The 14999-nt window shown below is 72.9% G+C and carries 1 protein-coding gene; it reads left to right on the top strand.

All coding sequences use genetic code 11. The features are described from left to right. The first annotated feature begins 11 nt into the window (after positions 1-11). Positions 12-14870 carry a type I polyketide synthase gene (locus CPH93_RS01315; protein ID WP_096211653.1) on the top strand — a complete coding sequence of 4953 codons (14859 nt, stop codon included), beginning with the start codon at positions 12-14 and terminating at the stop codon, positions 14868-14870. The last annotated feature ends 129 nt before the right edge of the window (positions 14871-14999 follow it).

The following is a 14999-nucleotide window of genomic DNA, read 5'->3' as shown; positions in this document are numbered from 1 at the left end:
GCTGACGCTACATGGACAACGAGGACAAGCTCCGCGACTACCTCAAGCGGGTCACCACGGACCTGCGGCAGACCCGCCGCAGGCTGCAGGAGGTGGAGTCGCGAGAGCACGATCCCATTGCGATCGTCGCGATGGCCTGCCGTCTTCCGGGAGGGGTGGCCTCCCCCGAAGAGCTGTGGCGGCTGGTGGCCGAGGGCACCGACGCCATCGGACCCATGCCGACCGACCGCGGCTGGGACGTGGACAAGCTGTACGACCCGGACCCCGACCGCCCGGGCAGCAGCTACGTCCGCCAGGGCGGTTTCCTCTACGACGCCCCGGAGTTCGACGCCGGCTTCTTCGAGATCTCCCCGCGCGAGGCCCTCGCCATGGACCCGCAGCAGCGGCTCCTCCTGGAGACCTCCTGGGAGGTCTTCGAGCGCGCGGGCATCGACCCGACCTCGGTACGCGGCAGCGCAGCCGGCGTCTTCGTCGGGTCGAGCAACCAGGGCTACGCCGCTGCCGCCGACGGGAGCACCGCCCCGGAGGGCGTCGAGGGCCATCTGCTGACCGGAGGTTCGGCGGCCGTGCTCTCCGGACGGCTCGCCTACAGCTTCGGGCTGGAGGGGCCGGCCGTCACCGTCGACACCATGTGCTCGTCCTCGCTGGTCGCCCTGCATCTGGCCGTCCAGGCGTTGCGGCACGGCGAGTGCGAGATGGCGCTCGCGTGCGGAGCGACCGTGATGTCCTCGGCCCGGAACTTCGTGGAGTTCAGCCGTCAGCGCGGGCTCGCGCGAGACGGCCGGTGCAAGCCGTTCGCCGCGGCCGCCGACGGCACCGCATGGGGCGAAGGCGTCGGCGTCCTGCTGCTGGAACGCCTGTCGGAGGCCCGCCGCAACGGCCACCCGGTGCTGGCGGTCATTCGCGGCAGCGCCACCAACCAGGACGGTGCCTCGAACGGTCTGACCGCGCCGAACGGCCCCTCCCAGCAGCGGGTCATCCGGGCCGCGCTGGCCAATGCCGGTCTGTCCGCCGGTGAGGTGGACGCGGTGGAGGCGCACGGTACGGGCACCACGCTCGGCGACCCCATCGAGGCGCAGGCGCTGCTCGCCACGTACGGGCAGGAGCGGGACGCGGACCGGCCGCTGTGGCTCGGCTCTGTCAAGTCGAACATCGGACATGGGCAGGCCGCCTCCGGCATCGCCGGAGTGATGAAAATGGTGCAGGCGATACGCCATGGCGTCCTGCCCGCGACGCTCCATGTCGACGCGCCCTCACCGCATGTGGACTGGTCGACGGGGAACGTCCGTCTGCTCACCGACGAGACCGCCTGGCCCGAGACCGACGCGCCCAGGCGAGCCGGAGTGTCGTCCTTCGGCGGCAGCGGCACCAACGCCCATGTCCTGCTCGAACAGGCACCGGCCGAGGAACCTGCCGACGAACAGCCCACCACCCCCGCATATCAGGCTGCGCCTGCCGCGCTGCCGTGGGTGGTTTCCGGGCGCTCCACGACGGCCTTGCGCGCGCAGGCAGAGCGACTGGCGTCGTGGGCGGAGACCGCCGGCCGGTCGCCGGTGGACACCGGGCATTCGCTGGTGGCCTCACGTGCGGCCCTTGAGCATCGAGCCGTGGTGGTGGGCACCGACCAGGACGCACTGGTCGCCGGACTGCGCGCCGTGGCGGAGGGCGAGACCCCCGCCGGTGCGGTGGTGGGCGACGCCGGAAACCTGGAGGGGGACGCCGATGTGGTGTTCGTCTTCCCGGGTCAGGGGTCGCAGTGGGTCGGGATGGCGGTGGAGTTGCTGGACTCTTCGCCGGTGTTTGCGGGTCGGTTGGCGGAGTGTGAGGAGGCGTTGGGGCCGTTCACGGACTGGTCACTGACTGCGGTGTTGCGTGGGGATGACGGCGCGCCGGGTCTGGACCGGGTGGATGTGGTGCAGCCCGTGTTGTGGGCCGTGATGGTGTCGTTGGCGGAGGTCTGGCGCGCCCATGGCGTGGAGCCCGCGGCGGTCGTCGGTCACAGTCAGGGAGAGATCGCCGCGGCCTGTGTGGCCGGCGCCCTGAGTCTGGAGGACGGTGCCCGTGTGGTCGCCCTGCGGAGTAAGGCGATCCGTGCGCTGTCGGGTCGTGGCGGGATGGTGTCGGTGGCGCTGTCCTCGTCCGAGGTGTCCGATCTGATCGAGCCCTGGAACGGTCGGATTTCGGTTGCGGCGGTCAATGGCCCGTCGTCCGTGGTCGTCTCCGGTGATGCGGACGCGCTGGATGAGCTGATGGACGGGTGCAAGGAGCGCGAGGTCCGTGCTCGTCGCATTGAGGTGGATTACGCCTCGCATTCGGCTCATGTGGAGTCGATTCGCGAGGAGTTGCTGGAGGTTTTGGCGCCCGTCGCGCCCCGTGCGGCTGAGGTGCCGTTCTTTTCGACGGTGACGGGGGAGTGGCTGGACACGGCGGAGATGGATGCCGGGTACTGGTTCACCAACCTGCGGCAGACAGTGCAGCTGGAGCCCGCGGTGCGTGCGCTGCTGGCCGCGGATCATCGGGTGTTTGTGGAGGTCAGCCCGCATCCGGTGCTGACGATGCCGGTACAGGAGACCACCGAGGCGGCGGGTGTCGATGCGGTGGTCTCGGGCACCCTCCGCCGGGACGACGGTGGTCTGTCGCGCCTCTACACCTCCCTCGGCGAGCTGTATGTGAACGGTGTGGAGGTGGACTGGTCCCCGGCCTTCGCGGCGCATCAGCCGCAGCTGGTGGGCCTGCCCACGTACGCCTTCCAGCACCGCCGTTACTGGCTGGAGTCCGGGCAATCCTCGGAAGCCGGTGCTGTTGACCCGGTCGATGTGCGGTTCTGGGAGTCGGTGGAGCGGGAGGATCTGGAGGGTCTGGCGGCGACGTTGGGGCTGGCGGACCAGGTGGCTCTTCGTGAGGTGTTGCCTGCGCTGTCGTCGTGGCGGCAGGGCCGGCAGCAGCGCAGCACGGTCGACGGCTGGCGCTACCGGATCGCCTGGCGGCCCCAACCCGAGCCGGAGCAAGCCAAGTTGGCGGGGCCCTGGCTCGTCGTTGTCCCCGCCGACTACCTGGACAACGACCTCGTACGCGCCACTCTCCAGGGCATCGCGGACAACGGCGCCGAGACCGTACTCCTCGTCCTTGAGGACTCGACCACCGACCGCCGAGGCGTGGCCGACCTACTGCGGAACTCCCTGGTGACCGGCGCCCCCAGCGGCGTCCTCTCCTTCCTTGCCCTGGACGAGCGACCGCTGACCGAGTTCCCCGAGGTCACCGTGGGACTGGTCCAGTCGGTGGCGCTGATGCAGGCGCTCCTCGACGCCGACGTCCAGGCTCCGCTGTGGCTGCTCACGACCGAGTCCGCCGCGACCGGTTTCTCCGACGACGCGGTCCGGCACCCGCTCCAGGCGGCCGTCTGGGGCCTGGCCCGGGTGTTCGCCCTGGAGCACCCCAAGCAGTGGGGCGGCCTCGTCGACCTGCCCGCCGCCTTGGACGACCGTGGTGCGGCCCTGCTGTGCGGGGTCCTCGCCGCAGGCGGGGACGAGGACCAGCTTGCCCTCCGCGGCGACGCGCTCCTCACCCGCCGGCTGACCCGCGCCCCGCTGGACGGCGGCGAGCCGGCCGCCCCCTGGCGTACCAGCGGAGCTGCCCTGGTCACCGGCGGTACCGGTGGTCTCGGTGCGCACACCGCCCGGCTGCTGGCCCGTAGTGGCGCCGAGCATCTGGTGCTGACCAGCCGGCGTGGCCCGGACGCGCCGGGCGCGGCCGAACTGCGGGACGAACTGGCCGCGTTGGGGGCCCGCGTCACCATCGCCGCCTGCGATGTGACGGACGCCGATGCGCTGGCCGAGCTGGTCGCCCAGGTCGAGTCGGACGGCCCGGCCATCCGTTCCGTCGTGCACACCGCCGGAGTCGGTCTGCTCGTGCCGCTCGCCGACACCACACTGCAAGAGTTCGCCGACGGCGCCCGCGCCAAGCTCCTCGGTGCCCGTAACCTCGACGCGCTCTTCGACCGCGACGGCCTTGATGCCTTTGTGCTGTACTCGTCCGTCGCCGGAACCTGGGGCAGCGGAGACCACGGTGCCTACGCCGCGTCGAACTCCTACGTCGACGCGCTCGCCGCACACCGGCGCGCCCGCGGTCTGACGGGTACCTCGATCGCCTGGGGCATCTGGAGCCCGGAGGGCGGCGGGATGGCCGTCGACGTGGTCCAGGAACAGCTGCGCTGGCGCGGCATTCCGTTCATGCCGGCGCACCTGGCCGTACTGGGACTCCAGCAGGCGCTCGACCACGATGAGACGTTCCTCGCTGTGGCCGACATCGACTGGGAACGCTTCGTCCCCGTCTTCACCGCCGCCCATCGCCGCCCGCTGCTGCACGAGGTCCCCGAGGTCCTGCGGGCGCTGGAGGCCGACGAGGCCGACACGGACGCCGCCGAGAGCACCTCCGAGTCGCTCCGCACCCAGCTCGCCGGGCTGGCTCCCGCCGAACGCGAGCGGCAGCTCTCCGACCTCGTACGCAAGCAGGTCGCGGCCGTACTCGGCTACTCGGACACCTCGGAGGTCGAGGTCGGCCGCGCCTTCCGCGAGCTGGGCTTCGACTCCCTCACCGCGGTGGAACTGCGTAACCGGCTCAACGCGGCCACCGGACTGAAACTCCCCGCCACCGTGGTCTTCGACCATCCGACCGTGAAGGCGCTCGCCGGGCATCTGGAGACCACCCTGGTCGGGCCGAGCGGCGCCCTGTCCGTACCGGCCGCCGCCCCGGAAACCGTCGCCGCCCCGGAAACCGTCGCCGCCGTCGCCCCGGCCGAGGACGACGCGATCGCGATCGTGTCCATGGCCTGCCGCTACCCCGGAGGCGTGCAGTCGCCCGAGGACCTGTGGCAGCTCGTGCGGGACCGGACGGACGCGATCTCGGAGTTCCCCGTCGACCGAGGCTGGGACCTCGACGGGCTCTACGACCCGGACCCGGACCGCACCGGTACCTGCTACGTCCGCGAGGGCGGATTCCTCGATGCAGCCGGTGACTTCGACCCCGAGTTCTTCGGGATCTCGCCGCGCGAGGCCCTCGCCATGGACCCGCAGCAGCGGCTCCTCCTGGAGACCTCCTGGGAGGCGATCGAGCGCGGTGGCATCGACCCCCGAACCCTGCGGGGCACCCCGACCGGCGTCTTCTTCGGGGCCGCCTACCAGGGCTACGGAACCGGCGAAGCCCCCGAAGGACTGGAGGGGCACCTCATCACCGGAACGGTGACGAGCATCGCCTCCGGCCGCATCTCCTACACGCTCGGACTGGAAGGCCCCGCGGTCACGCTGGACACGGGCTGTTCGTCCTCACTGGTGTCACTGCATCTGGCCGTACAGGCGCTGCGCTCCGGGGAGTGCTCCCTGGCGATCGCCGGAGCCGCGGCGGTGATGGGCGAACCGATCGGCCTCGTGGGCTTCAGCCGGCAGCGGGGGCTGGCGCGGGACGGGCGCTGCAAGCCGTTCTCGGCGTCGGCCGACGGTATGGGCATGGCCGAAGGCGTCGGCGTCCTGCTGGTGGAACGCCTCTCGGACGCCCGCCGCAACGGCCACCGGGTGCTGGCGGTCGTCCGCGGGACGGCGGTCAACCAGGACGGTGCGTCCAACGGCCTCACCGCACCCAACGGCCTCTCCCAGCAGCGGGTGATCCGGGCCGCGCTGGCCAATGCCGGTCTGTCGGCCGGTGCGGTGGACGTAGTGGAGGCGCACGGTACGGGTACGTCGTTGGGCGATCCGATCGAGGCGCAGGCGCTGCTCGCCACGTACGGGCAGGAGCGGGACGCGGACCGGCCGCTGTGGCTCGGCTCGGTCAAGTCGAACATCGGACACAGCCAGGCCGCCTCCGGCATGGCCGGGATCATCAAGATGGTGCAGGCACTACGCCACGGCGAGCTGCCGGCGACGCTCCACGCCGACGAGCCGTCGCCGCACGTGGAGTGGTCGTCGGGCGCGGTGGAGCTGCTGACCGAGGCCCGGCCGTGGACGGCCGAAGAGGACCGTCCGCGCCGTGCCGGCATCTCCTCGTTCGGCGTGAGCGGGACCAATGCGCATGTGATCGTCGAGCAGGTGGAGGAGTCCGGACAGGCGGAGTCGGCTGAGGATGGGGAGCCTGTTTCGTCGTCCTTGGGTGGCGTGCTCGTGCCGTGGGTGGTGTCCGGGCGTTCTGCCGATGCGTTGGCGGCGCAGGCGGAGCGGTTGGCGTCGCGGGTGACGGGCTCCGGCTGGTCGCCCGTTGACGTGGGGTGGTCGTTGGTGGCGTCGCGGTCGTCGTTCGAGCACCGGGCGGTCGTCGTGGGCTCTGCGACCGATGAACTGGCCGGAAAGCTAAGGCAGTTGAGCCCGTCTGCTGCGGTGGGTGATCCCGGCAGGACGGTGTTCGTCTTCCCAGGGCAGGGCTCGCAGTGGCTCGGTATGGCCGTGGAGTTGCTGGACTCTTCGCCGGTGTTTGCGGGTCGGTTGGCGGAGTGTGAGGAGGCCTTGGAGCCGTTCACCGACTGGTCACTGACTGCGGTGTTGCGTGGGGATGACGGCGCGCCGGGCTTGGACCGGGTGGATGTGGTGCAGCCGGTGTTGTGGGCCGTGATGGTGTCGTTGGCCGAGGTCTGGCGCGCCCACGGCGTCGAGCCCGCGGCGGTCGTCGGCCACAGCCAGGGAGAGATCGCCGCGGCCTGCGTCGCCGGCGCCCTGAACCTGGAGGACGGCGCCCGGGTAGTGGCACTGCGCAGCAAGGCGATCCGTGCGCTCTCCGGCCGTGGCGGAATGGTCTCGGTAGCGCTGCCCTCGTCCGACGTATCGGACCTGATCAAGCCCTGGAACGGTCGTATTTCGGTTGCGGCGCTCAACGGCCCGTCGTCCGTGGTGGTCTCCGGCGATGCGGACGCGCTCGATGAGCTGATGGACGGGTGCAAGGAGCGTGAGGTCCGTGCGCGCCGCATCGAGGTGGATTACGCCTCCCATTCGGCTCATGTGGAGTCGATTCGCGAGGAGTTGCTTGAGGTCTTGGCGCCGGTCGCGCCCCGTCCGGCTGAGGTGCCGTTCTTCTCCACTGTGACGGGGGAGTGGCTGGACACGATGGCCATGGACGCCGGGTACTGGTTCACCAACCTGCGGCAGACAGTGCAGCTGGAGCCCGCGGTGCGTGCGCTGCTGGCCGCGGATCATCGGGTGTTCGTGGAGGTCAGCCCGCATCCGGTGCTGACGATGCCGGTACAGGAGACCACCGAGGCCGTGGGCGCGGACGCGGTAGTGACCGGCACCCTCCGCCGCGACGACGGTGGTCTGTCGCGCCTCTACACCTCCCTCGGCGAGCTGTACGTACACGGCGTGGACGTGGACTGGTCCCCGGCCTTTGCTGCCGCTCGGCCGCAGCTCGTAGATCTGCCCACCTACGCCTTCCAACACCGCCGCTACTGGCTCGAATCGCCCAAGCCCGCAGCCGGGACGGCCGCTTCGGGACTCGTCGATGCCGGATTCTGGGAGACCATCGAGCGCGGGGACGCGGACACGCTCGCCGAGACGCTCGGGCTGTCCGATGACGGTGCGCTGCGCGAGGTGCTGCCCGCGCTCTCGCTGTGGCACCAGCAGCGGCAGCAGCGCAGCACGGTCGACGGCTGGCGCTACCGGATCGTCTGGCGGCCCCAACCCGAGCCCGAGCGTATGGGCTTGGACGGTACGTGGCTGGTGGTCGTACCTGACGGTCACCAGGACTCCCCGGTGGTCGAGGGCGTCGTCGGCGCGCTCCGGTCGGGCGCCGTGGACATCCGGCCCCTGATCGTCGGTACGGAGGACGCCGACCGGGAACGGCTCGCGGGCCGGCTGCGGGACGAGGCCGGGACGGTGGCCGGGGCGATCGCCGGGGTGCTGTCCCTCGTGGCCCTGGACGAGCAGCCGTGGACCGAGACCCAGACTCTGCCGGCCGGGCTGGTCCTGATGACGTCGCTGCTCCAGGCGCTCGGTGACGCCGGGATCGACGCGCCGCTGTGGTGTGCGACCCGGGGCGCGGTGTCGGTCAACCGTGCCGATGTCGTCGCTCAGCCGACGCAGGCGATGGCGTGGGGGCTGGGCCGGATCGCCGCCTTCGAATATCCGCAGCGGTGGGGCGGACTCGTCGATCTGCCGGGTGAGTTGGACGAGCGGGCCGGGCGACGGCTGGTCGCCCTGCTGGCGCAGACCCGGGGCGAGGACCAGGTGGCGCTGCGTGGTTCCGGTGTCTTCACCCGCCGGATGGTGCGGTCTCTCCCGGGGGACCGGCCGGCCGGTGAGGGCTGGCGGCCGCGTGGCACCGTCCTGGTCACCGGTGGTACGGGCGCGTTGGGCGGGCATCTCGCCCGCTGGCTCGCCCGCAACGGTGCGGAGCATCTCGTACTCGTCAGCCGCCGGGGCCCCGAGGCGCCGGGTGCCGCCGAGCTCGTCGAGGAGCTGGCGGGGCTCGGCGCGCGGGCGACCGTGCGGGCCTGTGACGTCAGTGACCGGGCGGCGGTGGCGGCACTCGTCGCGAGCCTGCCGCCGGAGCAGCCGCTGACGGCCGTGGTGCATACGGCGGGAGTGCTCGACGACGGGGTGATCGACCAGCTCACCGCGGACCGCGCCGGGACCGTGTGGGAGCCCAAGGCGGGCGCCGCCTTCGCCCTCCACGACGCGACCCGGCATCTCGACCTCTCGGCGTTCATCCTGTTCTCCTCCATGGCGGGCACGCTCGGCGGCCCCGGCCAGGGCAGCTATGCGGCGGCGAACGCCTGCCTGGACGCCCTCGCCCTCCAGCGCCGCGCCGAGGGACTGCCCGCGACCTCGATCGCCTGGGGCGCCTGGGGCGGCGGCGGTCTGGTGGGCGAGGAACTGGCGGAGCGGCTGCGCCGCGACGGAGTGCCGCCGATGGATCCCGACCTGGCCGTCTCCGCCCTGCAGACGGCCCTGGACGAGGACGAGACGTTCCTGGTCGTCGCGGACGTCGACTGGCGCAAGGCCACGGCCCGGCGGGTCGCCGCGGTGAGTGAACTGCCCGAGGTCCAGGCGTCGGCCGGGGCGGGTGCGGACGAGGCCGCGGCGCGCGGCGACGCCGCGCCGCTCGTGGCGCGGCTGCGGGACCTCGCACCGGCAGAGCGGCGTGCCGCGCTGCTGGACGACGTACGGGCCGCGGCCGCCGCCGTCCTCGGCTTCGACCAACCCGACGCGATCCCCGCCGACCGGGCGTTCCGCGACCTGGGCTATGACTCGCTGACCGCCGTCGAGCTGCGCAACCGGCTCGCCGAGGCGACGGGTCTGCGGCTGCCGGTCACCTTGGTGTTCGATCATCCGACGGCGACCGCGCTCACGGCGTTCCTGCACGACGGGCTCTTCGGCGCGCTGCCGGAGCGCGCCGAAGAGGCCGCACCTGCCGTCCCCGTCGACGACGATCCGGTCGTCATCGTCGGGATGAGCTGCCGCTACCCGGGGCAGGCCGACTCGCCCGAGGAGCTGTGGCGGCTGCTCGACGGGGGCACCGACGCCGTCTCGGGCTTCCCCACCAACCGAGGATGGGACATCGAGCGGCTCTACGACCCGGACCCCGACAAGCCGGGCACCTTCTACGCCCGCGACGGCGGGTTCCTCTACGACGCCGACCACTTCGACCCGGCGTTCTTCGGGATCTCGCCGCGCGAGGCCGTCGCGATCGACCCGCAGCAGCGGCTCCTCCTGGAGACCTCCTGGGAAGCGATCGAACGGGCAGGCATCGACCCGGAGGTGCTCCGCGGCACGGCGGCCGGCGTCTTCGTCGGTTCGAACTACAACGACTACGGCTCCCGTGCGCACACCGCCCCGGAGGGCATGGAGGGGTATCTGGCCACGGGCAGCGCGAGCAGCGTCGCCTCCGGCCGGATCGCCTACACCTTCGGTCTGGAGGGGCCGGCCGTCACGGTGGACACCGCGTGTTCGTCGTCGCTGGTCGCCCTGCATCTGGCGACCCAGGCCCTGCGGTCCGGCGAATGCACGCTGGCGCTGGCCGCCGGTGTGACCGTGATTTCCACCCCGCAGACGTTCATCGAATTCAGCCGGCAGCGGGCGCTCGCTCCCGACGGCCGCTGCAAGGCGTTCTCCGCGGATGCCGACGGCGCCGGCTGGGCCGAGGGCGTCGGTGTCGTCCTGCTGGAGCGGCTGTCCGAGGCCCGTCGGCGCGGACACCCGGTACTCGCCGTCGTCAAGGGCACGGCCGTCAACCAGGACGGTGCCTCCAACGGCCTGACGGCACCCAACGGGCCGTCCCAACAGCGGGTCATCCGCCAGGCGTTGGCGAACGCGGGCCTGGCCGCGGGCGACATCGACGCCGTCGAGGCGCACGGGACCGGCACCCAGCTCGGCGACCCGATCGAGGCCCAGGCGCTGCTTGCCACCTACGGCCAGGACCGGCCCGCCGAGCGCCCGCTGTGGCTCGGCTCGATCAAGTCCAACATCGGTCACACCCAGGCCGCGGCCGGTGTCGCCGGAGTCATCAAGATGGTGCAGGCGATGCGGCACGGTGTGCTGCCGCGCACCCTGCACGCCGCGCAGCCGTCGCCGCACATCGACTGGTCGGCGGGGAATGTGCGGCTGCTGAGCGAGCCGCAGGAGTGGACACCGGGCGACGGCCCGCGCCGGGCCGGCGTCTCCGCCTTCGGCATCAGCGGGACCAACGCGCATGTGATCCTGGAGGAGCCCGAGCCGGTGGCCGTCGAGCCCGGCGCCACACCGCAGGGCCCTCGGCCGGAGACCCCCGACGCCCCGGCGGCCGTCGTCCCCTGGCTGCTGTCCGCACGGGGCGCCACGGCTCTGCGGGCCCAGGGCCGGCGGCTGGCCGCACACCTGGACCGCCACCCCGAACTCGCGCCCGCCGATGTCGCGCTGTCCCTGGCCACCTCGCGCACCGCATTCGAGGACCGGGCCGCCCTCCTCGGCCGGGACACCGGTGAACTGACCGAGGCGCTCCGGGCGTTCGCCGAGGGCCGGGAGCACCCGCGGGTCGCCGTGGGCCGCGCCCGCGGCGGAAAGCTGGCCTTCCTCTTCCCGGGGCAGGGATCGCAGCGCGCCGGGACGGGACGGAGCCTCTACGCGACCCATGACACCTTCGCCGACGCCCTGGACGCGGTCTGCGCCCACCTCGACGGCCACCTCGACCGGCCCTTGCGCGAGGTGCTGTTCGCCGAGCCCGGCACCCCCGAGGCGGAGCTGCTCGACCGGACCGTCTACACCCAGGCCGGTCTCTTCGCCCTCGAAGTCGCCCTGTTCCGGCTGCTCGAAAGCTACGGCGTGCACCCGGACCTGCTGCTCGGCCACTCGATCGGTGAACTGGCCGCCGCGCATGTCGCCGGGGTGTTCTCCCTGGCGGACGCCTGCCGGCTGGTCGCCGCCCGCGGCCGGCTGATGCAGGCCCTGCCCGCCGGCGGAGCCATGGTGTCCGTCGACGCGGCCGAGGAGGACGTACTGCCGCTGCTCGCCCCGTACGAGGACCGGGTCGCGCTCGCGGCCGTCAACGGACCCGCCGCCGTCGTCCTCAGCGGCGACGAGGACGCCGTCACCGAGCTCGCCGGTCAACTCGAAGCCGCCGGTCACCGGACCAAGCGGCTGCGGGTCAGCCATGCCTTCCACTCCGGCCACATGGACGCGATGCTCGACGAATTCGCCGCCGTGGCAGCCGAGTTGGACTACCAGCGGCCCACTACGCCCGTCGTCTCGAACGTCACCGGGCGCCCGGCCACGGCCGAGGAACTGTGCAGCCCCGCCTACTGGGTGCGGCACGTACGGCAGGCGGTCCGGTTCCACGACGGGGTCCGGACCCTGGAAGAGCTGGGCGCGCGGACACTTCTCGACCTCGGGTCCGGGGTGCTGACCGCCATGGCGGACGAGTGCCTGACCACGGACGGGATCTCCCTCGGTGCGGTGCTGCGCCGGGACACCGACGAACCGGAGTCGCTCACCACCGCGCTCGCCCACCTGCATCTGCACGGCCACGGCCCGGACTGGGACCGCTGCCTCGCGCCCTCGGGCGGCCGACGGGTGCCGCTGCCGACCTACGCGTTCCAGCGGGAGCGGTACTGGCTGGAGGCCGGCACGGACCTGACCGACGTCTCCGCCGTAGGGTTGGAGGCCGCGGGCCATCCGCTGCTCGGCGCGGCCGTGCCGCTCGCCGGTTCCGGCGGTGCCCTGTTCACCGGGCTGCTCTCGGCGGGGCGTCAGCCGTGGCTGGCCGACCACGCCCTGGACGGCACGCTGCTCTTCCCCGGCACGGGATTCCTGGAACTGGCGCTCCAGGCCTGCGCCCGGACCGGCGCCGGCCACCTGGAGGAACTCACCCTGCAGGCCCCGCTGGTGGTCCCGGAGGACGGCACGGTCCAGCTCCAGCTCACCGTCGGGGACCCGGACGAGTCGGGCCGCCGCCCGCTGTCCGTGCACTCGCGCCCCGCCGGCCGCCCGGACGACGAGGGGCAGCCCTGGACCCGGCACGCCGAGGGCACCCTCGCCGACGGCCCGCCCGAGACCGGGACGCCCGCCGACCTCACCGCCTGGCCCCCGCCCGGCGCCGAGCCGGTCGACGTCTCCGACCTCTACGAGCGCACCGCCGCCAACGGCTTCGCCTACGGGCCGGCCTTCCGCGGTCTGCAGGCCGCCTGGCGCCGGGGTGACGAGGTGTTCGCCGAGGTCACCCTGCCCGAGCAGTACCGCGACACCGGCTTCGGGCTGCATCCGGCGCTGCTGGACGCCGCCCTGCACACCGTCGCCCTGGCCGCCCCCGACACCGAACGGGCCGTACTGCCCTTCAGCTTCCGGGCGGTCACCGCGGCACCGGCCGCACACCCGGACACCCTCCGGGTCCGTCTCGTCCGACAGGCCGACGACACCTACGCCGTGCAGCTGGCGGACGCCTCGGGCGCGCCGCTCGCCGCGATACCGGCGCTGGTTCTGCGGCCGGTCGACCCCGCACAACTGGCCGCCGCCGGACCGAAGCCGGCTGACCTGTACCGGATGGACTGGACGGACCTGCCGCTGAGCGGCCAACCGGCCGAGCAGTATGCGGTCATCGGTACGGACGGGGTGCCGGAGGTGCCCGAGGGGCACGGCGCCCGGTACGCGGAGCTGTCCGTGCTGGCCGCGGCCGTCGACGCCGGGGCCGAGGTGCCCGCGACGGTCCTCGTCGGCTGCCCGCAGACCGAGGGCGACCCGGCCGAGGCCACCCGCCGGGCCGTGCACCACGCACTGGAACTGGCACAAGCCTGGCTGAGCGACGAGCGGTTCAGCGCCTCGCGGCTGGTCGTGTGCACCCGTGACGCCGTGGCCGACCGGGCCGGCGCGGCGGTCTCCGGACTGCCGCAATCCGCCGTCTGGGGCCTCCTCCGCACCGCCAAGGCCGAGAACCCGGGCCGCTTCGCGCTGCTCGACCACGACGGCACGGCACGGTCCGCGGCCGCGCTGCCGGCCGCCCTGGCGACCGGCGAACCCGAGATCGCGTTGCGCGACGGCGCCGCCCGGGTGCCGCGCCTGGTACGGGCCCGGGCCGCCGAGCCGTTCCGGGGCCTCGGCATCGACGGCACGGTACTGATCACCGGTGCCGGCGGCATGCTCGGCCGGCTCGTCGCCCGTCATCTGGTGACGGCACACGGCGTGCGCAGCCTGCTGCTCGCCAGCCGCCGCGGGCGGACCGCGGACGGAATGCCCGAACTGGAGAAGGAGCTGCGCGAACTGGGCGCGGAGGTCGACATCGCCGCCTGCGACCTCGCCGACCGGGACGACACCGCCCGGCTGCTGGCGTCGGTAGCCGCCGAACGTCCGCTCACCGCGGTGGTCCACACCGCGGGCGTCCTCGACGACGGGGTGCTCGGTTCCCTGACTCCCGACCGCATGGACACCGTGCTGCGGGCCAAGGCGGACGCCGTACTCCACCTCGACGAGCTGACCCGGGACCTCGACCTGACGGCGTTCGTCCTGTTCTCCTCCCTCGCCGGGACCTTCGGCGGGGTCGGGCAGGGCAACTACGCGGCGGCCAACGCGTTCCTGGACGCCTTCGCGCACGCCCGCCGGGCAGCGGGCCGGCCGGCCGTCTCCCTCGCCTGGGGCCTGTGGGCCGCACGCAGCGGAATGACCACCAAGCTGGACGAGACCGACCTGCACCGGATGGCCCGCGGCGGGGTCCGCCCCATGCCGTCGGAGCAGGCGTTGGCGCTCTTCGATGCCGCGCTCGCCACCGAGGAGGCGTTCCTCGTCCCCGCCAAGCTCGACATGGCGGCGCTGCAGACCGCGGCCGGCGAGGTGCCTCCGCTACTGCGGTCGCTGACCGGACCGCGGCCGCCGGCGGGCCGGCCGGGCCCCGCGGCCGCCGCCGAAGCCGGACAGCTCGGCACCCGCCTCGCCGGGCTGCCCGAGCGGGACCGGCGCCAGGCGGTGCTCGATGCCGTCCTGGGCCAGGCCGCGCTGGTCCTGGGCCACACCTCGGCCGACGCGATCGACCCCGAACGCGGCTTCCTGGAGCTGGGCTTCGACTCGCTGACCGCCGTCGAACTGCGCAACCGCCTCACCACCGTGACCGGAACCAGGCTGCCCGCGACCCTGCTGTTCGACTACCCGGAACCGGGCGGACTGGCCGACCACCTGCTCGGCAGGCTGGCAGCCGCCGTGGAACAGCAGCCGGCCAACGGCGGTTCCATGTCCGGCCCGCTCGACGCGTGGGAGGCACAGACCGAGCGGCTCATGGACGACACCGCCGCCAGGACAGCGCTGCGCAGCCGCCTCCAGGGACTCATGGACCGGCTCGACAGCCTTCCCGAGGACCCGCACGCCGCACTGGAGAGCCGGCTGGACCAGGCGTCGGACGACGAGCTGTTCGACTTCATCGAGAAGGAACTCGGCGGATCGTGAGGCGCTGAGTGCCCGTACCGTGTACGGGCTGAGCGTCCGCGCACCGGCTCCGGCTGCCCCTGACGGGCTGCCGGAGCCGGCGTTGTCCAGGAGTACGGACGCTGGCCGAGGACTACACAGCCGACACCG

Origin of the sequence: Streptomyces sp. 2323.1 (assembly GCF_900221035.1) — a bacterium.
Classification (GTDB): domain Bacteria; phylum Actinomycetota; class Actinomycetes; order Streptomycetales; family Streptomycetaceae; genus Streptomyces; species Streptomyces sioyaensis.
The sequence above is the reverse complement of the archived record's forward strand: the minus strand, read 5'-3'. Positions and strand labels throughout refer to the sequence as shown.

Coding starts and splice junctions, on each gene's coding strand:
- CPH93_RS01315 (WP_096211653.1), top strand. CDS start 12: ATGGACAACGAGGACAAGCTCCGCGACTACCTCAAGCGGGTCACCACG.